The following is a 22,612-nucleotide window of genomic DNA, read 5'->3' as shown; positions in this document are numbered from 1 at the left end:
GCGCCTGAGGAACGACCAGGACCGCCGCTATTCACTTTTGATGCCACAAATGTGAATAGGGAGCGACTAACTCACCGTTTCAGGAGGCTATATGGCTGCTTCCGTGATTGGTTCCGCCCGGGCCACCCCCGCTTCGGCATATCGAGTTCCGAACGGCCGTCACTTGGTGTATACAATTGAACGCGGCCTGAGCAGCACAACGTCGCCGAAGGGGGAACCGTGGAGGGCACCGAAGCGCCGTCAGAGACGCAGGCAAGCATCGACAGAACTGTGGAATGGGTTGACACCGATGCGTCGGGCCATCAACACAATTCGGCGATCATGCGCTGGGTCGAGGCTGCCGAGGCAGATCTCTTCCGCAATCTGGTGCTTCCGGAGTACTTTCCGAGCGCGCCACGAGTGCAGCAAGTGGTCAATTACACGGCCAAGCTGTGGTTTGGCCAACGGGTGACAGCAACCGTGAGGATCCAAAAACTCGGCCGAACGTCCATGACCCTTGCCTTCGAGGTCTACGGCCACGCGCATCCAAACTCGCCGGGCGGCCTGGCAGCCCATGGGACATTGACCACCGCTCATGTGCCAGCGGGCTCAGCCACAGCCCAGCCGTGGCCGGAACGGATCCGGCAGGCCGCCGGCGCGACAGTCCCGAAGGGTCTGAACCTGTGATGGACATGCCTGCTCCCCCGGTCCGCCACCAGCAACTGATCGTCACGATCTACGGGCTCTACGGCCGCAGCTCGGGCGATGCCCTCCCTGTTTCCGTCCTGATTTCGATGCTGGGCGACCTCGGCTACGACGCGCCGGGAGTCCGTTCCTCGGTCTCGCGGCTGAAGGCCAAAGGTGTCCTCAAAAGCGTCCGCCAGGACGGGGTCGCCAAGTACGAGCTCTCTGACACCGTTCTGGACGTCTTCCGCGAGGGCGACCGGAGGATCTTCGCCGCCGATCGATCCGCCCAGTTGGAATCCTGGGTCCTCGCGGTGTTCTCCGTCCCCGAGTCAATGCGGAACCGCCGGCATCAACTGCGTTCCGAGCTGTCCGGACTCGGTTTCGGGTCCGTGGCATCGGGAGTATGGATTGCGCCGGCCCAAGTCCTTGAACAGGCCCGTGAGCGGCTTACCTCGCGCGGTCTCATCCAGTTTGTGGACTTCTTCCGCGGAGACTACCTGTTTGAGGGCGCCATGCGGCCGAAGGTGGCCGAATGGTGGGATCTGAAGGCCATCGACGAGCAATTCGCGGAGTTCTTGGATCTCTACGAAGGGGCCGGAGATCTTTGGGCCGGACTGGTAGGAGATGATCCAGAAGCTGCCTTGGCCAACTCGACAGCCCAGCTGCGCCGAGACGCTTTCCGCTACTACATTCCCATGCTGACCCTATGGCGCCGCTTCCCGTACCGGGACCCGAACCTGCCGCTGGAATACCTCCCGAAGGACTGGCGCGGCCCGGCGGTTCGCGAGACGTTCCAGGCGGTTCATCGCCTTGCCGCGCCCCTCGCGGCAGCCCACGCACACGAGCTCATCCACGGCCACGTGGATCTGGTGGCACCCTAGTGCGATCCAGCAACAGGCAACACGGACTTTGACATACCGCCGAGTCGACTGTTAAGTTCGCGCACAGGTCTCGCAAGGCCAACGCCACATCGGGTCGTCTCGTCCCGCCTCATCAGGGAAGCAACCTTCAAATAGTCGAGGAATTGTGCACGAATCCATCGCTCCGGACGAGCTTGACTTGGCGTTGTTGGAGGCACTGCAGCGCGCGCCGCGCGCGCCATGGGCTCTGATCTCCCAGGCGCTGGACGTCGCGCCAATCACTTTGGCTCGCCGGTGGGACCGCTTGCGCGAAGCCGGGCTCGCTTGGGTGAGCGCTACGCCCGGTCCGGCTTTTCACACTGTTGGCGTGACCGCGTTCGTCTTGATGTGGTGCCGTCCACGGCTTCGGGAAAAATTGGTCGTAAGGCTGCAGAACGACCCTTCAGTGGCGACCTTGGAAATCACGGGGGGCGCGCCCGATCTTTCCATGACGGTGTTCTCAAGCAGCCTCTACTCGCTTCACGAGAGTGTATTGAGCCGGCTGGGGAGCTATCCCGGAGTTGACCGTGTCGAAGTATCGATTGTAACCACACTGTACGGAGAGGGTAGCCGCTGGCGGCTCCGCGCGATGGACGCCGGTCAGGTTGGCAGGCTCGCATCAGTAACTTCACGGGATCCGCTCGACCGCCGGGAGATGCCGCAGCTAGATCCAGTGGATCGTTCTCTGCTGGACGCGTTGGTGATGGACGGCCGAATGGCCTTCCAGGATTTGGGGGCACAGGCGGGCGTGACCCCGGCGACCGCCCGGCGTCGCGTGGGCCGGCTTGTTGACAGTGGGGTGGTGCGAGTCAGGTGCGATCTTGCCGCGCCAGTGTTTGGCTGGCCCATCTCGGCAACAATCTGGGGCAAGGTTCCCGCGAACAGGCTTCAGGAGGTGTGTCGGAGCTTGGCTGGATCCTCTCAAGTTCGTGTCGCGGCGGCAACGACAGGACCCAACAATCTCATGGCGACCTGTTGGCTCCACTCGCTGGGAGAGATCGAGGCGGTAGAGGCAACCCTGCTTGAGCGGTATCCCTTTGTAGTTGTGTCTAACCGGGTTATCGATCTGCGGTCCGTCAAGCGAATGGGCAGGCTTCTCGGAGAAAATGGTCGGTCCGCGGGCGTCGTCCCGCTCCGACCGTGGACGGACTGAGCCCAACCACCCGGAGCAAGGATCGTTTTCCTACAATTTTGGCCGTGTTGTTGCTGAATTCAAACAAATTTCTGCCTCTTATGATCGTTGACCTCAGACTTTCCTTAAAGCGCGACAACGCGCAAGCACTGAGTGAGATCCATAGGAGTGACAAAATGGCGCAAACGCGAATCGGACAAGACCCTGCGGCCTCCCCCGCGACGTCTCGCGGCGGCCTGGTTAAGGACGGACCATCCCGTCCCGCAAACACGACTGACGCACCACTGGCCGAGCCCAGGTTGCGGCGTCACGATTGGATCGCTCTGATCGGTTCGCGCTTCGGGCTGATTATCACCTGGGCCCTGATGATCGTGGCTTTTGGCGTGCTCCTGCCCGGAGTTTTCCTCTCAGGCTCGAACTTGGGTTACCTTCTGAGTTCGCAGGCCACGGTCCTTATCGTGGCAATCGCAGTGACCATTCCCATGGCCGCCGGGGAGTTCGATCTGTCGTCGAGCGGTGTAGTTGTGATCACGGTGGTCACGATGGGGTATCTAAACGTCATCCAAAGGTGGCCGCTGATGCCGACAGTGCTCGTGGCGCTGGCAATTGGGTTGGTAGTCGGATGCGTGAACGCCTTTTTCGTCGTCCGTATCGGGATCAGTTCACTCATTGTGACGCTCGCGATGACCTCGGTGCTCATCGGCTTCGCTTTGGGGCTCAATAACCTCACCGTCACCGGCATCTCTGTGGACCTGGTCGATGCCGCCCGAAGCACTGTGGGCGGGATCCAGCTCGTCTTCTTCTACGCCCTGGGTGTGGTTGTGGTGGCGTGGTACGTCTTCCAGCACACGCCCATCGGCCGCAGCCTGTACTTCACAGGTGCCGGACGAGAGGTAGCTCGCCTGTCCGGAGTTCGAGTGGACGCGATCCGAGCCGGGTCCCTTATCGTATCCAGCCTTCTTGGCGCGGTGGCCGCAGTTCTGCTTACCGGAGTGCTCGGCTCGGCCGACCCAAACGTTGGTACCAGCTACGCGCTCGCACCGTTCGCGGCCGCGATGCTCGGATCCACCAGTTTCACGCCCGGTCGTTTCAACATCTTAGGAACGGCGGTCGCGACATACTTCCTCGCAACCGGCATCACCGGGCTCCAGCTCTTGGGACTGGCCGGCTGGGTGACGCAGGTGTTCTACGGCATGGCCCTGATCCTGGGAGTCGCCCTCTCAACGTTTGCGGCCCGCCGCAACGGCCGAACAATTCGCGCATAAGCATCCAAGAACAATGTCGTTCTCGACCCAAACAAAATTTAGGTGATTTCAAATGATGAGACAGAAACGTGCAGCAATCCTGCCCATCGTGATTTCCGTTGCGCTCCTGGGCATGACGGGCTGTCAACGAGCGAGTGAGAGCACAAATGCCGCGGGGACCTCAAACCCGGAAAGCATCGCCACCAAGGCGCTAGCCCTCGACATTGCGCCGGTGACCGCTAGTCCCAAGATCCCGTCGGTCAAGAACGGGACTTCCTTACGGGGCAAAAACATCAGGTTCATCGCGAGCGGCCTCAGTTTCCCCTTCAGCCAGGACGTTCTTGCCGGCGTCAAGGAGGGCGCCGCGGCGGCGGGTGCCACCGTCACTGTTTCGGACAGCGAGGGCGATCCTCCGAAGGCCGCTTCCCTCGTAGATCAGGCAGTTGCCCAATCCGTCGACGTCATCCTCCTTCAGGGCACGCCCCCGAAGAGCGTCGCATCGAGCATCACCGGGGCCAAAAGCCACGGGATCCCCGTGATCAGTGTCGGCAGTGACGCGCCGGGCAAGGTCTCCAAGGAACTTGCGGATATCGGTGTATTCGCCTACGCGTCGGCAACGAACGACGTGGGCACACGGCAGGCCAACTTCGTGGCTGCGGACTCGTCTTGCCACGCAGGTGTGCTTTACCTGGGCTCTTCGAGCTTCGGAACCTCGAGTTCCGATGTGGTCGACCAGTTCACGAAACAGTTCGCCCAGTTGTGCCCCGATGCAAAGGTCGCCGTGCAGGACGCACCTTTGGAAGCTTGGTCGTCCCTCCTGCAACCGCAGGTCAACGCGTTTCTGCAGCGCAATCCAGAAACCCGCTACGTTGTGAGCCTTGTCGACGACATGAATCTGGCGATCAAGCCGTCGATCACCGGGCTCGCTGGCCGAAACATCCGCTTGGTGGGCTCGAACGCCATTGTCGGGGCGCTGAGCGGGCTCCAGGACAAGGCGGACCCGGAGGCGGCCACAGTAGGGACCAACCTCTACCAAATGGGGTGGGCGGCGGTTGACCAGGCGATGCGCGCGATCGCAGGCGAGGACGCGGTTGCAGACGAGCAGGTCCCGAACCGGACATTTACGCGGGCCAACATCGACACGATCGACCTGGCGAAGAAGTCCGGCGACTGGTACGGCTCGTTCGATTTCCGAACCTTCTACACCCGGCTCTGGCAAGGGTGATCAGTACCATGAACTCAACGAACCAGGAGCCCCTGCTCCGGGCCGAGCATCTCACTAAGTCCTACGGCGCCCGTCCCGTCCTCAAGGAGGCATATCTCAACATCGTGTCCGGTGAGATCCATGCCCTACTGGGCGAGAATGGCTCAGGCAAGTCCACACTGATCAAACTCCTCGCCGGCCAGATCGCCCCGGATGGGGGCTACGCGGCAGACAATGCTCCCCGCGTCACGGTGTCCGGCCGGTCGGAGGGACTCCCGATCGACCCTAAGACGGCAGAACGCCTGAAGCTTGGATTTGTGCACCAGGATCTCGGCCTGGTCCTTTCATCCACCGTCATGGAGACGCTAGGGCTAGGGCGTTACCGAACACAGTGGGGAAGGATCAACTGGCGCGCCCAGCGGTCCTATACCGAGGAGACCCTCCGACGGTACGGGCTCGGGCTCTCGCCCGACGCGGTGGTCGGACGCCTGTCCGCAGTAGAGCGGGCCATGCTGTCGATCATCAGGGGCATCGAGTCCATAAGCGGCGAGGAAAAGGGTGTGCTCGTCCTAGACGAACCCACAGCCTACCTCCCGGCGGACGCGGTGCACCAGCTATTCGAGGTCCTCCGCAGGATCAAGGCCACCGGTAGCTCGGTGGTATTTGTGACGCACCGACTCGACGAGGTGAAGGATATTTGCGATCGGGCGACCATCCTGAGGTCAGGCGAAGTCGTGGCGACCATGGATGTCGCGTCAGCGACTACCGACGACCTCATAACGGCCATCCTTGGCACGGAGCTCACGAACCTCTATCCGTCCGAGCATACGAGCGTGACTGAACCCGTCCTACGGGCTACAAATCTCAGCGGAGCAGAAACGCGTGATGTCTCATTCGTGGCGTCCCGCGGAGAGATCCTCGGGCTGACGGGCCTCGTGGGAGATGGTTTCGAGGAGATCATCGGTCTGTGCTTCGGCGCAAGCCGCGGAGAAGGGAAAGTCGAAGTCAAGGGCACGGAAGTCGAGCAGAAGTGGCTTCGACCGCGCCGTGCCATGAGCATGGGGATGGCGTATATCCCCGCAGATCGGGCGACCTCCAGCGGACTCATGGCGGCTTCGGCGGCCGAGAACCTCACAATGGCCACCATGAGGCGTTACTGGCGTTCGGGTCGCATGGCCTACTCAGAGGAGCACAAGGACGCAATCGAGGCGATGCGCCGTGTTGGGTTGCGGCCACTGGCGCCCGATCTGCCCCTCAGCTCGTTCAGCGGCGGCAACCAGCAAAAACTAATCCTTGCCAAGTGGCTGCTCACCCGTCCCCACGTTCTCTTCCTCCACGAACCGACCAACGGCGTGGACGTGGGAGCAAAGAAGACTCTCTTTGACCTGATCAACCGCGCAGCCCAAGACGGCTGCTCCGTCGTGATCGCGAGCAGTGAATACGAGGATCTCGCCCATCTTTGTCATCGAGTCATCGTCATCAAGAACGGGGCCGTCTCCGGAGAGCTGACCGGGGATCAGTTAACCACCGATGCCATAACCCACCGCTGCCTCGCCTCCACAGCGACGCCTGCCACATCGTGAAACCAACATTAAGGAATCCCGCAATGAGCGTATTCGAGGTCGGATCCCTCCACGTACCCGCAGGGGAACTGCGACACGGTCGCCTGACCGCCACCACGTCCGCCTCCGGACAAGTAGTCAGTGTGCCGGTAAGCATCATGCACGGGGTGGAGCCTGGTCCTGTCCTTCTTGTCACTGGTGCCACGCATGGCACTGAAATCACGGGAACACGAACACTTCTCAAGCTCGTCGCGCGCATTGACCCGGCGAGGCTGCGAGGAACATTGATCTCAGTTCCGGTGACCAATCCCCTTGCTTTCGACCGCGCGACCTACGCCTCGCCCGAGGACGGCATCCACCTCGGAATGCCGTGCTACTGGCCCAGCGACCCAGCCGGATCACCAACGCTGCGGATAGGGGCGCAAGTCCGCAGTCTCTTCGATGTCGCGACTCACTACATCGATTTGCACAACAACGCGGAGCCGGCCGTGCCCATGTCGATGGAGTTCGCGGCACAGTGCTCCTCACCCGAGGTCCGCCAAGTCCAGCGCGCAATGGCGGAAGCGTTCGGCGTCACCCCGGTGCTGATGACCGACCCAGAGGACGGCACCGCGGAGAAGGTGGGGTCCGTGGACGGCCAGCCCGCTGCTGCCGCGTCAGCACATGGTATTCCGGGTCTGATGGTCGAGTTGCTCGACGAGCATGGACACCAAGGATACGAAGCGGGTGTCCGAGGTGTCCTCAACATCATGTCCAAGCTAGGAATGTTGGAGGAACCGGTTGCACCCCAGTTGGTTGAAAAGCTCCAAGGAAGTTTCACCTACCATGGGGTACTCACCTCCCGCGAGTCAGGCGTTCTATTCCCGGTTTGCGATCCAGGAACAGTTATGGAGCAAGGCAGCATTGTTGCGCACATCGTGGGCATGGATGGGTCGGTGTTGGAAGAGGTCAAGATGCCCGTCACGGGATTCGTGTGGGCTTTCCTGACGACCGCGCCAGGAGGTGGGTCCTTTGCCGTGCCCGAAGGCCATGCTGTCGGATTCGTTGCGGCGGCCGACCTATGAGCGCCAACGCAGCCATCCCCGCGACCATGGGTGCATCTGCCACCAGGAATACCGAACTTCGAAACGCCATTAAAGGGGCAGTGCAGGCGGAGATAGAGGCTTTTCGCGACCGGGCCATAGACCTCAGCCATCGCATCCACGGCATGCCCGAACTCGGTTTTGCCGAGTTTAAGTCCAGCAGGGAAGTCGCGAACGAGCTGCGCGCAGCCGGATTCACAGTGACAGAACGCGCCTTTGGGCTGGACACCGCGATCTCCGCAGTTGCCGGAGCAGGCTCCTTCAAAGCGATCGTGGTGGCAGAGTACGACGCATTGCCAGAGCTTGGCCACGCCTGCGGCCACAACCTGATCGCAGCATGCGCAGTCGCTGCCGCTGTCGGACTGAAGGGCGTGGCTGAGCAGCTCGATCTCACGGTCGAAGTGTTGGGCACCCCGGCAGAGGAGACCGGCGGCGGCAAGATCCTCATGCTGGAACAAGGTGCATTCATCGGTGCCGACATGGCCATGATGATTCATCCTGCGCCATTCGAAGACGCCTCGCCAGGCTTCCTCGCGAGCACCGGTTTCTCCTTCGAGTTCTCGGGTAAGAGCTCGCACGCCGCCGCGTCGCCATGGGGGGCAGCGAACGCCGCCGACGCATCGACCATCGCGCAGGTCGCCGTCGGTTTGCTTCGCCAGCAGCTCCCCAACGACACCCGAGTCCATGGTGTTGTCACGAGTGCCGGTTCTGCTGCCAACGTGATCCCAGGAAGTTCCGCGGGTGTCTACGGGATCAGAGCCCAGACCCTTGGGGACCTTGAGGATATGGTCCCACGTGTCGAGGCCTGCTTCACGGGGGCGGCCCTCGCGGCCGGGTGCACAGTGGAATTGGAATGGGAACTGACATACCCGAATGTTGTGCAGTCGCCGCAGCTGGCCTCGCTTTATCAGCAGAATGCGGAGGCCCTAGGCCGAAGCTTTCCGCAGGATCCGGAAGCCCGCGCATTCCGTGCCTCCACCGACTTCGGCGCCGTCTCCCAAGTCGTCCCAAGCCTTCATCCGCACGTCAAGATTTGTGACTCGCCTGTGTCCAACCATCAGTCCGCGTTCACGGAAGCTGCAGCCTCGGAGCGAGCTGATCAGGCGCTCATCGAAGGCGCAATCGCGATGGCTTGGACGGTTGTGGACGCCGCGCTGACACGAATTCGCCCGTGACTCACTGGAACTCTGCGGCAACCAGTTCTCGTGGGCAAGTCCAGGCAGCACGCAGGTGGGCCGGCCGCAATGCGGCCGGCCCACACCACACCCTAGGAGCGCACAGCCTCTTCCATGTTCCGGTCGGCGTCGGAGCCGGATCCGACGACGGCGGGCCCGGAGGTGGTGCCTTCGTCGCCGGTTGCAGAACCGTCGGCGTCGGACTCTGCAGTTCCCTGAGCGGAGCCTCTGCGGCCCTTCTTCAGGACGAAGTGGAGGACGACGATACCGATGGCGAACGGAACCCCGAAGATCAGTGTCATCCGGAAGGCGTCAACGAAGAGGGTGGTGACCATGATGGCAACCATGAGGATCGCTCCGGCCCAGGAGGCCACCGGGTAAAACCGCAGCTTGTACGACAGAGCCGTCCCGTCGCGCTTCGCTGCCCGTCGGAACGCCAGATGGGTCACGAAGATCATGAGCCACGTGGCCATGGCTCCGAACATGGACAGCGCCATCATGAAGGTGAAGCCTGACTCCGGATTCAGGGCGTACACGCAGGCCGCCACGGCGATTCCACCTGTGCAGAGGACCAGTGCATTGACCGGGGAACCGTTCTTGTGAAGCCGCCCGAACACGGCGGGCGCCTGCCCTGCGCGGGACAAGCTGAACATCATGCGCGTGGAGATGTAGAGCTGCGAGTTCATGGCTGAAAGCGCAGCCACAATCACCACGACGTTGATGACTGAATCGGCGAACGGAATGCCAATGACCTGCATGACGGTGACGAAAGGGCTGTTTCCGGCAAGGATCTGGCTGACAGGTGCAATGGCCAGGATCAGCGCCAGGGTCAGGATGTAGAAGAGGAAGAGACGGAATACCGTGACCTTGAACGCCTTCTTGACGGCCGTTCCCGGATCCTTCGCTTCGCCCGCGGCAATTGCGATCATCTCCACCGAGAGGTAGCTGAAGATCGCCACAATCACGGCTACCCACATGCCGGACACGCCGTTGGGGAAGAACCCGCCCTCGGCAGTGTAGTTGTGGATTCCGTAACCAGCCTCTCGCTTTCCAAAGACCAGGATGGCGGCGAGCAGGATGAATCCGAGGATGGCGAACACCTTGATGCTGGAGAACCAGTATTCCAGGGTGCCGAAGGCCTTGACGTTGAACATGTTGACGGCGATGAGGACCCCGGCAAACAGCAGGATCCAGAACAGTGGTGGGACTCCGGGGAACCACAGTTTCATGTAGTCCCCGATCGCAAGGACCTCGGTGCCTACGGCCAGCACGACGCAGGACCAATAGAGGTACTTCACCAGGAATCCGGCGAGGGGCGAAATGTAGTGTTCGGCGAAAGCACCGAAGGACCCGGTGGTCGAATGGGCCACGGTCATCTCTGCCAGCGCGCCCATCAGCATCACTGCGATCAGGCCACCGATCGCATAGCTCAGCAGGACGCTGGGTCCGGCGAAAGATATTGCGAACTTGCTTCCGAGGAAAAGCCCAGTGCCGATCGCACCGCCCAGCGCGATCATGGTCAACTGTGGGCTGGTGAGTTCGCGCTTGAGTCCGCGTTCGCGGTTTTTAATCAGGTCGAAGCTGTGTGACATCGTTGTCTCCTTGCTCGAAACTTCTGGGGGTTGTGCCGCAGGGGCTAGCGCTCCGGGATGACAGCGATGCCTTGGATCTCGATGAGGGCTTCCTTCTGCCAAAGCCGCGTGACGCCGATTCCAGCCATGGCGGGATAGTCGGATCCAGCCATTTCGCGCCAGATCCGCCCGATCTCGCGGCCGTTGGCCATGTAGTCGTCCACGTCGGTGAGGTAGATGGTCACACTGACCAGGTCCTCGGGTAATCCGCCCGCCTCGCGCAGGGTAGTCAGCACATTGGAAAACGCCTGGGTGAACTGTTCTACGATCCCGCCGGGAACGATGTTCATGTCCTTGTCCAGGGCCGTCTGCCCACCCAAGAACAGCGTGTTTCCGGCAAGCATTCCGTGCGCAAAGCCCGACGGCTTCGGGAGCGACCCGGGATTGACGGTCTTGTGGCCCATGTTGTTCCTCCTCGTTGTGGCTACTACGAAAACTTTTGAAAAGCCTCTGTGCAGATCATTCCTGCCGTGCTACGTTGAGCATATGTGACGATCGTAAAAAAGTCGACATACAGATTTTCGGGAAGCAGCACTGGAAGGACAGAACGCATGAAACTCGCGACACTGCGGATGGTCGGTGGAAGCACAACGGCGGCGCTCGCCACGGGTGCCGACTCCTACCTCGCGCTGCCGTGCACCGACGTCGGGGCGCTTCTTGCACAGCCGCAGTGGCGAACCATCGTAGAGAAAGCGGCAACCGCCGGAGGCCACGGCATCACTGACCCTGAACTGGCACCCCTGCTTCCACGGGCCGGAAAAGTCATCTGCTGCGGGCTGAACTACGGCGACCACATTCAGGAGATGGGCCGCGAACTGCCGGAATACCCCACGCTCTTCGCGAAGTACGCGGACACCCTTATCGGGCCGGCTGACACCATCCACGTCCACGACAGCGCGAAGGTCGACTGGGAAGCCGAGCTGGCCGTCGTGGTCGGCTCCGTGCTGTACCGCGCGGACGAGGACCAAGCCCTCGCGGCAATTGCCGGGTACACCATCGCCAACGACGTTTCCATGCGCGACTGGCAGAACCGCACGCTGCAGTGGTTCCAAGGCAAGGCGTTCGACGGAACCACCCCGGTGGGCCCGGTCTTGGTGACCGCGGACGAGGTCGACGGCGACTTCGAGGTCCGCGGTTATGTCAACGGCGAGCTGGTGCAGCACGGGAACACCAGCACCTTGGTGTTCGGACCGGCGAAACTCCTTTCCTACATCTCCCAGTTCACTATCCTGCGCCCCGGAGACCTTGTCCTGACCGGTACGCCCGGCGGAGTGGGGATGGGCATGAGACCGCCGCGCTTCCTGAACGACGGCGACCTCCTCACCACCGAAATCGACGGGATCGGAAGGCTGGAAAACCAATTCAGAATCCACGCATCCGTCCCCGCCAACGCCTAAGCCAATACCAAGCACTTCAAAGGAGTGACCACTATGAACACAACCGCTACCGACTACCGCCTCGAAGGCGACAACTCCATCTACGCCCAGGCCGACGGCAAGGTGGTTCCCGTCGTCACCCGCGCCGGTGAAGAAGATACCAACACTGCCCAGTCCGGCGACTGTGTCCGCGTCTCCGGCGTCAGCATCCAGCACACGCCGGCCACCAAGATCTGGTTCGGGCAGGTCTCCAACGTTCCCGGCTACCGCTCCCTGCCGCACCATCACGGCGAAGCGGAAACCGGCGGCTACGTGCTCCGCGGCCACGGCCGGATCTACTTTGGTGAGAACTACTCCGAGTTCCTGGACATGAAGACGGGCGACTGGGTATTTGTCCCGCCGTTCATGCCGCATGTCGAGGCCAACATGTCCGTCACCGAAGAACTCGTGTGGCTGACCGCGCGCACCCCGGAGAACCTCGTGGTCAACCTCGAAGACGTTGCCGACGAGGCCCTCGCAGACTTCCGCAGGGCCTGATGGACATGTCCACTGGAATCCTGACCTCGGAGACGTTCCTCAAGGCCATCGAGCTGACAGCCGTCCCCGCCCGGATCCACGACGAAGCCTACGAAGCCACCTCACAGTACGTTCCGTGGCCCAAAGCATACGGAGGGGACATGGTGGCCCAGGCCGCGGCAGCGATGATGCGATCGGTCGACGCTGACAGGCAGCTGCACTCAATGCACAGCTACTTCATGCGCCCCGTGGAGATCAGGGCCACGGTCCGCTATGAGGTCGAACGCCTCCGCGACGGCCGTGGATACTCGACCCGCAGCGTGCGTGGACACCAGAACGGCAAGACCGTGTATGCGGCGATGGGCTCCTTCCAGGTTCCCGAAGACGGTCCGGAGTTCCAGCCTCCGGCGCCTACCGCCGTCGAACCCGAATCCCTGCGCAGTGCCGCCGAGGTCCTACAGGGGGTCGAAGGGCCTGCTGCCGAGTACTGGTCCTCGAAGCGCAGCTTCGACATGCGACACATTCCCGGGCCGGTATATCTGCAGGTCGAAGGCGATTCTGTGCCGCACCAGGCAATCTGGGTGAAAGCCTTCGAGCAATTGCCCGACGCCGGTGACGAACACGCGACGGCAGATCTGCACCGGGCCGCGCTGGCATACGTCTGCGACTACACCATCCTCGAGCCTCTGCTCCGGGTGAACGGGCTCCACTGGTCCAGCCCCGGACTTGCCACGGCCAGCCTGGACCACTCCATGTGGTTCCACCGGGACGGCCGCGCGGATGACTGGGTCCTGTACGCCCAGGAGGCCGTGTCCGGGCAAAGCAACAGGGGGCTGGCCACGGGCCGTTTCTTTGACAGGCAAGGACGCCTGCTGGCAACGGTTGCCCAAGAGGGCATGATCCGCGCCGGCTCCTGAACACCTTCGACTTATCTGCCGTATTACTGAAAGGAGTGGCCATGACAATGTTGAGATCAGCCCACGTGGACACCTTTACCCGCGACCATTTGCCACCGGCCGGCACGTGGCCGACCCTCGAATTCACCCTGCCGGAACTCCAGTACCCGGCGACGCTCAACGCAGCGGCGGTGCTCATTGACGACGCCGTCGCAAGCCATGGTGCAGAGCGGGCCGCTCTGCGGACCCCCGACGGCACGGTCTGGACGTACGGTGAGCTGCGGCGGCGCGCCAACCAAGTTGCCCAGGTCCTCACCGAGGACCTCGGAGTGGTGCCTGGCAACCGCGTCATGTTGCGCGGTCCGAACAATCCCTGGATTGTCGCGGCCTGGCTTGGCGTGCTCAAAGCGGGAGCCGTTGTTGTCACCACCATGCCGATGTTGCGTTCCAGCGAGGTCGGCACGCTCATCAGCCTTACGCGTCCGGCCGTAGCCATCTCCGACCACCGGTTCATGGATGAACTGCTCGCGGCGGCAGGAGAGGACACCGTTGTCCTCTCCTACGGATCAGACGACGCCGGCGACCTCGCGTCCCGCTGTGACGCCAAGAGCGGCGAGTTCGCTGCCGTTCCGACCTCCGCCGACGACGTCGCGCTGCTCGGCCCGACGTCGGGCACCACGGGCACGCCCAAGATCACCATGCATTTCCACAGGGACATCCTGGCGAACGCCGACACGTTCGCCCGCCATATTCTGCAGCCAACCGCTGACGACGTGTTTGCCGGTTCACCACCCCTCGCCTTCACGTTCGGCCTCGGTGGGCTGGTGGTCTTCCCCCTGCGCTTCGGCGCATCCTCGTTGTTGACCGAACGGGCCACCCCTGTGGAACTTGCCGAGAGTGCCGCCGCTGCCGGGGCCACCATCCTGTTCACTGCACCAACTGCGTACCGGGCCATCCTCAAGGAAGGCCGCGGATCGCTGCTCCGCGAGCTCCGGGTAGCGGTCTCGGCGGGCGAGCACTTGCCCAAGGAAACGTGGGAAGCCGTTCGGGCGGCCACCGGTCTCCGGCTCGTCAATGGCATCGGAGCTACCGAACTGTTGCATGTGTTCATTTCCGCGTCCGGGGATGACATCCGGCCCGGCACCACCGGACGGGCCGTGCCCGGGTACAGGGCAGCCATCCTCGACGACGAGGGCCTGGAACTAGGACCCGGGCAGCTTGGCCGGCTCGCCGTCATCGGCCCCACCGGATGCCGCTACCTGGACGACCCACGGCAAGCGAATTACGTGGTCAACGGCTGGAACGTCACCGGCGATACCTTCACGAAAGACGAGGACGGGTACTTCACGTATCAGTCCCGGTCGGACAACATGATCGTTTCCTCCGGCTACAACATCGGCGCCCCCGAAGTGGAAACCGCCATCGACCTGCACCCCGACGTAGTGGAGAACGCGGTCATCGGCCGCCCCGACGAAGCACGCGGCAGCGTCGTCTGCGCATTCATCGTCCTGCGCGAAGGCGTCAGGGGCGATGACGCGAAGCGCAAGGAAATACAGGACTTCGTCAAACGGACGATCGCCCCCTACAAGTACCCGCGGGACATCCGGTTCGTCGACGAACTTCCCCGCAACCCCAGCGGCAAGCTGCAGCATTTCAAGCTGCGCGACCGCATCAACGACGACCCCGAACAGCTTGCCAGCGCAGGCTTGGGCCAGGCCTGCGAAGGAGCAAAAGCATGAAAATCGCAATCGTAGGGGGCGGCCCCGGCGGCCTGTACTTCGCGGCATTGATGAAGCAACTCGACCCGTCCCACAAGATCACCCTCTGGGAACGCAACGCCGCCAGCGACACTTTCGGTTTCGGCGTCGTATTTTCCGATGAGACTCTCGGCGGCATCGGCAACGCCGACCCCGCCGTGGCCGAATACATGAGCCGGCGCTTCGCCCGCTGGTCCGACATCGACATCCACTTCGGCGGCGAAACGGTGACGGTGGGCGGCCAGGGCTTTGCGGCCATGAGTCGCAAGGAACTGCTGGAACTGCTTCAGCGCCGGTGTGCCGAGCTCGGCGTCGACCTGCGTTTCCAGACCCTTGCGCCGGCGGTGGAAGAGCTTGAGGCCAACTATGATCTGGTCCTCGCAGCGGATGGCATCAACTCCCAGATCCGCGCGAAGTACGCGGACTCCTTCGCTCCGACCCTCGATCTGCGGCCCAACAAGTTCATGTGGCTCGGTACGGACCAGGTGTTCGAGGCGTTCAAGTTCTTCGTCAAGGAAACAGAATGGGGCGTCATGCAGATCCATGGCTACCCGTATTCCGACGAAGGATCCACGTTCATTGTCGAGATGCACGAGGACGTGTGGCGGGCAGCCGGCTTCGACGAGACCGCAACCGACGTCTTCCCGCCAGGGGTGTCCGACGAGAAGGCGATTGCCAAGATCCGCACGATCTTCGCGGAAGAACTGGACGGCTACGAGGTCCTGTCCAACAACTCCAAATGGATCAACTTCACCACGGTCCGTAACGAGAGCTGGCGCCACAACAATGTGGTGTTGCTCGGCGATGCGGCTCATACCGCACACTTCTCCATCGGTTCCGGAACGAAACTGGCCATGGAGGACTCCCTGGCACTCGCCGCGTGCCTGCACGAGCACCCGGATGTGGAGTCGGCGTTGTCTGCCTATGAAACGGAGCGTCGTCCCGTTGTCGCATCCACACAGCGCGCCGCCCAGGCTTCGCTTGAATGGTTCGAGCGGATCGCCCAATACAAGGGGCAGGACCCGACGCAGTTCGCTTTCAACCTCCTCACCCGGAGCCGCCGCATCACACAGGAAAACCTGCGCCTGCGCGACCCGGAATTCGCCGACGCCGTAGACCGCAACTTCGCCGAGTCCCAAGGACTGACGGAGACTGCCCCGGCCATGTTCCAACCGTTCCGGATCGGCGGACTGGAGCTCAAGAACCGCATTGTGGTCTCTCCGATGGACATGTACTCCGCGGTGGATGGCGTCCCGGGCGACTTCCACAAAGTACACCTCGGTTCCAAGGCACTCGGCGGCGCCGGGTTGGTCATGACAGAAATGGTGTGTGTTTCCGAGACCGGGCGGATCACCCCCGGCTGCACCGGCCTGTACACGGACACACAGCGAGACAGCTGGAAGGAAATCGTGGACTTCGTCCATGCGCGTTCGACGGCCAAGATCGGTGCGCAGCTGGGTCATTCCGGCCGCAAGGGCTCCACCAAGCTCATGTGGGAAGGCATCGACGAACCGCTCGCATCCGGCAACTGGCAGGCTGTTGGACCGACGGCCCTGCCATACGGTCCCGGCAACCAGACGCCTGTGGAACTCGACCACGCAGGAATGGCCGCCATCAAGGCTGAGTTCGTCGCCGCGACCCTCCGTGCCGAAGAGGCAGGCTTCGACCTCCTCGAGGTCCATGCCGCCCACGGCTACCTGCTTTCCTCGTTCCTCTCACCCGTGTCCAACCGCAGGACGGACGCGTACGGCGGCAGCTTGGAGAACCGCCTGCGGTTCCCCCTGGAAGTGTTCGACGCCGTCCGTGCGGCGTGGCCTGCCAGCAAGCCTGTGACGGTACGCATCTCCGCGACGGACTGGATCGAAGGCGGCAACACCTCAGACGACTCGCTCGACATCGCGCGGGCATTCGTAGCCCATGGCGCCGCGGGCATCGACGTCTCCACCGGCCAGGTCGCCAAGGAAGAACAACCGGCTTTCGGCCGCAGCTACCAGACGCCTTTCGCCGACCGCATCCGCCAGGAGGTCGCCGCACCCGCCGGAGCAGCCGTCATCGCCGTCGGTGCCATCTCCAGCTACGACGACGTCAACTCCGTCCTTCTTGCCGGGCGGGCCGACCTCGTGGCACTGGGCAGGACGCACCTGTTCGACCCCCAGTGGACGCTCCACGCCGCAGCCGAGCAGGAATACCAAGGCCCCGGGGCGCAGTGGGTGCCGCAGTTCCGGGCGGGGCGACGCAAACCGCCGAGCTCCCGCACGGATGCCGTTAGGCCCAGGCTTTCACTCTTGAAAGAGCGCGAGTCCGACGCCGACAACACGCACCTGCGTTGGACCCCGAGAGCAGTCTCCGCGCCCGCACTGGCCAACTAGGCTGGACCGCATGGCTATCATCCATCAAGCAACCCTGAGTCCCAGCAAACGTGAGCTCATCGAAAAGTACTTGCCCGTCCAGCCGTGGTTCACCAAGGACGGCTCCGCACCGCCCGAGCTGCTCGGCGCATACCGCTTCGATGATCCGGACGGCGAAGTCGGCCTCGAGACCCACTTGGTCTCCCACGGCGGCAAGATCTACCAGGTTCCCCTGAGCTACCGGGGTTCGGAATTGCCCGGGGCAAAGGACTCGTTCCTCGGCACCATGGAACACTCCGTTTTGGGCACGCGGTGGGTGTACGACGCCTGCGCCGATCCCGTCTACGTCGCTGCCCTGGCCACCGTCATCGTCACTGGTCAGCGGGAGGCCGAACAGTTCGTGGATATGGACGGCGTGCTGGAGCCTCGCAAGAGTTCCGTCGAGGTCAAGGGCAGCGGTACCCCCGGTAGCGAAGTGCCTGCGCTGAGCCCGGCGGCCCCGATCACCGAAGACGGCATCACCAGTATCGACGCCGGTCAACTCACCGTGCAGGTGAACCGTGTCCTCGTTCCGGGGACACCGGGTCCGGAAAATTCGGCTGTCCTGCGGGGCACGTGGGCCGGCCAGGAAGGGCCGGTGCTGCTGGCTTCCCTCTCGCAGGCCTAGGGACTACTCCCCCGTCCGCGGTCTCCACACCACGATTGCCTGGGACCGCGCCCGGGGGCGCTGCCCGCGGGCCAGGCTGACGACGTCGCCGGCTGCTCCCGCCGCGAAAACGCGGGCCTCCATCGGGCTGCGCCTGCGTTGCAGTTCCTCGCTCAGTTCAGCAACGCGGAATTGCAGCGCGGCCACCTGGTTTTCGAGTTCGAGGATGCGCTTGATGCCCTCGAGGGACACGCCTTCGTGGGAGAGCCGCTGGACCTCGCGCAAGCGGTCGATGTCGCGTTGGGAGTATCGTCGGGACTTGCCCGGGGCACGGCTCGGCGACACGATGCCGAGGCGGTCGTACTGGCGCAAGGTCTGCGGGTGCATGTCAGCCAGTTCGGCCGCGACGGAGATGACGAAGATCGGCTGGTTGATGTCGATGCCCATGCCTGCGTCCCCTCCCATTGTGTTCTGCCGCTACAAGCGGGCCCTGGAGGCCAGGTCGTGGCGGGGGTCGGCGTCGGCAGTGGCCGCGGCAAACGCCTTGACGGCCTCCTCGGCCTGCTTGTTGAGGTTCTGCGGTACGGAGACGTCGATTGTCACCAACAGGTCCCCGGTGCCCTTCGACGTCTTGACGCCGCGGCCCTTGACCCGGAGCGTGCGCCCGGAAGGCGTGCCCGCCGGGACGCGGACGGTGACCGTGTCGCCGTCGAGCGTTGGCACGTGGATGTTGGAACCCAGAGCCGCCTCAGCGAAGGTGACCGGGACGTGGATGCGGATGTTGTCGCCGTCGCGGTTGAAGAAATCGTGGGGCTTGACGTTCACCGTGATGATGAGGTCCCCGTTGCCGGCCGCCCCGGGGTTGCCCTTGCCCCGCTGGCGGACCTTCTGGCCGTCCCTGATGCCCGCGGGAATCTTCACGTCGATGACGTTGCCGTTGCTTTCGCGCAGGCTCACCGTGGTGCCATGAATGGATCCGGCAAAGGAAATCGAGGTGGACGCCGTGCGGTCGCTGCCCTTTTGCGGGGCGCGCTGGAAGCCGGTCTGCCCACCACCGAAGCCGCCGCCGAACAGGTCAGCGAACTCGGGAGGGATGCCGCCGGCACCGCCAGGCTGGCGTCCGCCGCCGCCGAAAAGCCCGCCGAACAGGTCCTCGAAGCCGCCATTGGCCGGCCCGCCGCGAGCTGCGCCCGGAGCGAAGCGTGCACCGCCCATGGCGCGAATGGCATCGTACTGCTGGCGCTCCTCGGCATCCGAGAGGACCGAATAGGCCTCTGAGATGTCCTTGAACTTCTTCTCCGCAGCAGCATCCCCGGAATTGGTATCCGGATGGTACTTCCGCGCAAGCTTGCGGTACGCCTTCTTGATGTCAGCGTCAGAGGCGTCCTTGGCGACACCAAGGATGGCGTAAAAATCCTTCTCAACCCAGTCCTGGCTGGCCACTCGGCTACTCTCTTTCGTTTCTGGTTAAGTTGCGTGCGCTGCGCTTATCCCACCTTAGGTGAGACGACCGTCTGAGCGGAGCGAGGCAAGGGGCCCGGGAGTGGCATCTAAGGATCTGGCCGAGGGCCCCGACACGAGCTTGCGAGTGTTGGGAAGGCCAATATCCGCTGCCGAAGCCGGGTGACCAAGGATCGCAGATCCTGGGCCACCCGGCGAAGGGGCGGGGCCCCTTGTCTCGTTTCGCGATGCTCCCCCTCATCCGCGAAGGCACGGTGAGGCGAAACCCTACGCCGGCACAGCCACAATCACCTGTGCCGCACGCAGCACGCGCTCGCCCGACTTGTAGCCGGAGCGCAGCACTTGGCTGACCGTGTCTACTTCGATGTCCTCGCCCGGCTGCTGGATGAGTGCTTCGTGGATCGTGGGGTCGAATTCGACTCCGGTTTCCGCGATGCGTTCCAGGCCGTACGTCTTCAGCGCATTCTCCAGCTTGGCGGCGATCGCTGCGAACGGGCCGTCCACGAGGTCGCCGTGCTGGCGGGCGGCGTCGACGTCGTCCAGCACCGGCAGCAGGGAGTTCAGGACGCCGATGACGGCCATTTCCCCTGCGACGGCGCGGTCGCGTTCGACGCGCTTGCGGTAGTTGACGTACTCGGCCTGCAGGCGCAGGAGGTCGTTGCGGAGTTCCGCGGCCGCTGCTTCTGCAGCGGCTCCGGGGGCTACCGACTCTTCAGCCGGAACCTCCACGCCGTTGAGGATTTCCTCAGCCTGGGACAGGGCGTCGCCCTCGGCGGCAGCGGCGTTGGATTCAGCTGCCGATCCTTGGGTGTGGCGGGCGGCCCCGGTCTCCGGGTCAACCTTGCGGTTGTCCCGAATGACCGGCTTGTGCTGCTCGTTGCCCTCGTTGTTGGACGGTGAGTGCTCTGCGTCGTTGCCGTGGTGAGGCATGCTTACTTCTTTTCGTCTTCGTCGATGATCTCGGCGTCGACGATGTCCTCGTCGGCAGCCTTGGCATCGGCGTGAGCGCCCTCAGCACCAGCGGCGCTGCTTGCGCCATCCGGGGAACCGGCGTGCGAGTAGATCGCTTCGCCGAGCTTCGACTGCGAGTGCTGCAGCTTCTCGAAAGCGGTCTTCACTGCTGCGTCGTCGGTGCCTTCGAGGGCCTTCTTGAGGGCGTCGACGTCGGCCTTGACCTCGGTCTTGACCTCTTCAGGCAGCTTGTCGTCGTTTTCGGCGATGAGCTTGTCCACGGAGTAGGCGAGCTGCTCGGCAGTGTTGCGCGTGTCGGTAGCCTCGCGGCGGGCCTTGTCCTCGGCTGCGTGCTCCTCGGCTTCACGGACCATCCGGTCGATGTCTTCCTTGGACAGCGCAGTGCCGCCGGTGATGGTCATCGACTGCTCCTTGCCGGTGCCCTTGTCCTTGGCGGAGACGTGGACAATGCCGTTGGCGTCGATGTCGAAGGTGACCTCGACCTGCGGGACGCCGCGCGGGGCCGGTGCGATGCCGGTCAGTTCGAACGTTCCCAGCGGCTTGTTGTCGCGGGTGAATTCACGCTCGCCCTGGAAGACCTGGATGGCCACGGACGGCTGGTTGTCGTCAGCGGTGGTGAAGGTCTCGGAACGCTTCGTGGGGATGGCCGTGTTGCGCTCGATCAGGTGCGTCATGACGCCGCCCTTGGTTTCGATACCGAGGGAGAGCGGGGTGACGTCGATCAGCAGGACGTCCTTGCGCTCGCCCTTCAGCACACCAGCCTGGAGGGCTGCGCCAACGGCAACAACTTCGTCCGGGTTGACGCCCTTGTTGGGCTCCTTGCCGCCGGCGAGTTCCTTCACGAGGTCGTAGACGGCGGGCATACGGGTGGAACCGCCCACGAGCACAATGTGGTCGATTTCGGAGAGCTTGATCCCGGTCTCGGCGATGACGTCGTGGAACGGCTTCTTGGTGCGCTCGAGCAGGTCCTTGGTGAGGTCCTGGAACTTGGCACGGGTCAGCTGCTCGTCCAGGTGGACCGGGCCGTCGGGGGTGACGGAGAGGTACTGGAGGGAGACGTTGGTGCTGGTGGAGGACGAGAGTTCCTTCTTGGCCTGCTCAGAAGCTTCGCGCAGGCGCTGCAGGGCGATCTTGTCCTTGGAAAGGTCGATGCCCTTGATCTTGAGCTGGTTCAGCAGGTAGTCAACAACGCGCTGGTCCCAGTCGTCGCCGCCGAGGCGGTTGTCGCCGGCGGTGGCGCGGACCTGGATGGTGGAGAAGCCGTCTTCGTCCTTGCCGACTTCCAGCAGGGAGACGTCGAACGTGCCGCCACCGAGGTCGAAGACCAGGATGAGTTCGTCTTCTTTGCCCTTGTCCAGGCCGTACGCAAGTGCAGCGGCGGTGGGCTCGTTGACGATGCGGAGAACGTTCATGCCGGCGATCTCGCCGGCCTCCTTGGTGGCCTGGCGCTCGGCGTCGTTGAAGTAGGCCGGGACGGTGATGACAGCGTCGGTGACCTTCTCGCCGAGGTAGCTCTCGGCGTCGTTCTTCAGCTTCATGAGGATGCGCGCGGAGATTTCCTGCGGCGTGTACTTCTTGTCGTCAATGGCGACGGACCAGTCGGTGCCCATGTGGCGCTTCACGGAAGCGATGGTGCGGTCGATGTTGTTGACGGCCTGGCGCTTGGCGATTTCGCCGACCAGGACTTCGCCCGACTTGGAGAATGCAACGACCGACGGCGTGGTGCGGCCACCCTCGGCGTTGGCAATGACGGTGGGCTCGCCACCTTCGAGAACAGAGACGACGGAGTTGGTGGTTCCGAGGTCGATACCTACAGCGCGTGACATATGGTGCTTCCTTTCAATGGCCGACGATCGAGATTTCACCCGATTCCTTTCCTCATGGAGGGTTCGGAGCCGGGGAGCACTCAACCTTCGGCTAGTTGAGCGTTCTGCACTCAACTGTACTCAGGCCTCATTCAATGTCAATCCAAAGTTGAGTCGAGTAGGCTCAACTCTTTTCAACGAGAGCCCATGAACCCCGGAAACTCAGGGATCCATGGGCGA

General features: G+C 63.2%; 20 protein-coding genes and 1 pseudogene. 15 read left to right on the top strand and 6 right to left on the bottom strand.

The window, feature by feature from the left end; translation table 11 throughout:
• The first annotated feature begins 219 nt into the window (after positions 1 to 219).
• The 9 genes and pseudogenes from QRN45_RS15140 (at position 220) to QRN45_RS15105 (ending at position 8,964) form a co-directional block, all read left to right on the top strand.
• Positions 220 to 666 carry an acyl-CoA thioesterase gene (locus QRN45_RS15140; RefSeq protein WP_284763861.1) on the top strand — a complete coding sequence of 149 codons (447 nt, stop codon included), beginning with the start codon at positions 220 to 222 and terminating at the stop codon, positions 664 to 666.
• A gap of 5 nt (positions 667 to 671) precedes the next feature.
• A complete protein-coding gene (locus tag QRN45_RS15135) occupies positions 672 to 1,547 on the top strand; it encodes a PaaX family transcriptional regulator (protein WP_284763859.1) in 876 nt (291 codons plus the stop codon).
• Between the two features lie 145 nt (positions 1,548 to 1,692).
• Positions 1,693 to 1,836 (top strand): annotated as a pseudogene (locus QRN45_RS20950) (AsnC family transcriptional regulator); the annotation flags it as partial.
• Positions 1,837 to 1,893: 57 nt separating this feature from the next.
• Positions 1,894 to 2,718: an Lrp/AsnC family transcriptional regulator gene (locus QRN45_RS15130; RefSeq protein WP_284763858.1), complete on the top strand. Its 825-nt coding sequence runs from the start codon at positions 1,894 to 1,896 to the stop codon at positions 2,716 to 2,718.
• Positions 2,719 to 2,873: 155 nt separating this feature from the next.
• Positions 2,874 to 3,962: an ABC transporter permease gene (locus QRN45_RS15125; RefSeq protein ID WP_241709446.1), complete on the top strand. Its 1,089-nt coding sequence runs from the start codon at positions 2,874 to 2,876 to the stop codon at positions 3,960 to 3,962.
• A 52-nt stretch (positions 3,963 to 4,014) separates the two neighbouring features.
• The gene (locus QRN45_RS15120) at positions 4,015 to 5,166 is read left to right on the top strand and encodes a sugar ABC transporter substrate-binding protein (RefSeq protein ID WP_284763856.1); all 1,152 of its coding nucleotides are present in this window, start codon (positions 4,015 to 4,017) and stop codon (positions 5,164 to 5,166) included.
• Between the two features lie 8 nt (positions 5,167 to 5,174).
• Entirely contained in the window at positions 5,175 to 6,728 is a 1,554-nt protein-coding gene (locus QRN45_RS15115) for a sugar ABC transporter ATP-binding protein (RefSeq protein ID WP_241709444.1), read from the top strand.
• A 23-nt stretch (positions 6,729 to 6,751) separates the two neighbouring features.
• The gene (locus QRN45_RS15110; protein WP_241709443.1) at positions 6,752 to 7,771 is read left to right on the top strand and encodes a succinylglutamate desuccinylase/aspartoacylase family protein; all 1,020 of its coding nucleotides are present in this window, start codon (positions 6,752 to 6,754) and stop codon (positions 7,769 to 7,771) included.
• Entirely contained in the window at positions 7,768 to 8,964 is a 1,197-nt protein-coding gene (locus QRN45_RS15105; protein ID WP_241709442.1) for an amidohydrolase, read from the top strand. Before QRN45_RS15110 ends, QRN45_RS15105 begins: the two co-directional genes overlap by 4 nt.
• 92 nt (positions 8,965 to 9,056) lie before the next feature.
• On the opposite strand, the gene QRN45_RS15100 is transcribed toward QRN45_RS15105, so the two are convergent.
• Complete coding sequence (locus QRN45_RS15100) at positions 9,057 to 10,556, bottom strand: amino acid permease (RefSeq protein WP_284763853.1); 1,500 nt, start codon at positions 10,554 to 10,556, stop codon at positions 9,057 to 9,059.
• Between the two features lie 44 nt (positions 10,557 to 10,600).
• The gene (locus QRN45_RS15095) at positions 10,601 to 10,999 is read right to left on the bottom strand and encodes a RidA family protein (protein WP_241709440.1); all 399 of its coding nucleotides are present in this window, start codon (positions 10,997 to 10,999) and stop codon (positions 10,601 to 10,603) included.
• A gap of 147 nt (positions 11,000 to 11,146) precedes the next feature.
• Here QRN45_RS15095 and QRN45_RS15090 point away from each other — a divergent pair, with 147 nt between their 5' ends.
• The 6 genes from QRN45_RS15090 to QRN45_RS15065 are packed head-to-tail and all read left to right on the top strand — an operon-like array spanning position 11,147 to position 18,155.
• Positions 11,147 to 11,992, top strand: coding sequence for a fumarylacetoacetate hydrolase family protein (locus tag QRN45_RS15090; protein ID WP_284763852.1), 846 nt, complete (start codon positions 11,147 to 11,149; stop codon positions 11,990 to 11,992).
• Positions 11,993 to 12,025: 33 nt separating this feature from the next.
• Positions 12,026 to 12,508, top strand: coding sequence for a cupin domain-containing protein (locus tag QRN45_RS15085; RefSeq protein ID WP_241709438.1), 483 nt, complete (start codon positions 12,026 to 12,028; stop codon positions 12,506 to 12,508).
• Between the two features lie 5 nt (positions 12,509 to 12,513).
• A complete protein-coding gene (locus QRN45_RS15080; protein ID WP_241709455.1) occupies positions 12,514 to 13,404 on the top strand; it encodes an acyl-CoA thioesterase in 891 nt (296 codons plus the stop codon).
• 41 nt (positions 13,405 to 13,445) lie between these two features.
• Entirely contained in the window at positions 13,446 to 15,122 is a 1,677-nt protein-coding gene (locus QRN45_RS15075) for an AMP-binding protein (protein ID WP_284763851.1), read from the top strand.
• Positions 15,119 to 17,509, top strand: coding sequence for a bifunctional salicylyl-CoA 5-hydroxylase/oxidoreductase (locus QRN45_RS15070; RefSeq protein WP_284763850.1), 2,391 nt, complete (start codon positions 15,119 to 15,121; stop codon positions 17,507 to 17,509). Before QRN45_RS15075 ends, QRN45_RS15070 begins: the two co-directional genes overlap by 4 nt.
• 10 nt (positions 17,510 to 17,519) lie before the next feature.
• Positions 17,520 to 18,155, top strand: coding sequence for a CG0192-related protein (locus tag QRN45_RS15065; RefSeq protein ID WP_241709435.1), 636 nt, complete (start codon positions 17,520 to 17,522; stop codon positions 18,153 to 18,155).
• A 3-nt stretch (positions 18,156 to 18,158) separates the two neighbouring features.
• On the opposite strand, the gene QRN45_RS15060 is transcribed toward QRN45_RS15065, so the two are convergent.
• The 4 genes from QRN45_RS15060 to dnaK all read right to left on the bottom strand — a co-directional run bounded on the left by QRN45_RS15060 (position 18,159) and on the right by dnaK (position 22,393).
• Entirely contained in the window at positions 18,159 to 18,581 is a 423-nt protein-coding gene (locus QRN45_RS15060; protein ID WP_078107409.1) for a heat shock protein transcriptional repressor HspR, read from the bottom strand.
• A gap of 30 nt (positions 18,582 to 18,611) precedes the next feature.
• Complete coding sequence (locus QRN45_RS15055; RefSeq protein ID WP_284763849.1) at positions 18,612 to 19,577, bottom strand: DnaJ C-terminal domain-containing protein; 966 nt, start codon at positions 19,575 to 19,577, stop codon at positions 18,612 to 18,614.
• A gap of 285 nt (positions 19,578 to 19,862) precedes the next feature.
• Entirely contained in the window at positions 19,863 to 20,525 is a 663-nt protein-coding gene (locus QRN45_RS15050; protein ID WP_241709434.1) for a nucleotide exchange factor GrpE, read from the bottom strand.
• Positions 20,526 to 20,527: 2 nt separating this feature from the next.
• On the bottom strand, positions 20,528 to 22,393 hold the full coding sequence (dnaK, locus tag QRN45_RS15045; protein ID WP_078107406.1) for a molecular chaperone DnaK: 1,866 nt from the start codon (positions 22,391 to 22,393) through the stop codon (positions 20,528 to 20,530).
• Positions 22,394 to 22,612 lie beyond the last annotated feature (219 nt).

Source organism: Arthrobacter sp. efr-133-R2A-63, assembly GCF_030209795.1.
Classification (GTDB): Bacteria; Actinomycetota; Actinomycetes; order Actinomycetales; family Micrococcaceae; genus Arthrobacter; species Arthrobacter bambusae_A.
The sequence above is the reverse complement of the archived record's forward strand: the minus strand, read 5'-3'. Positions and strand labels throughout refer to the sequence as shown.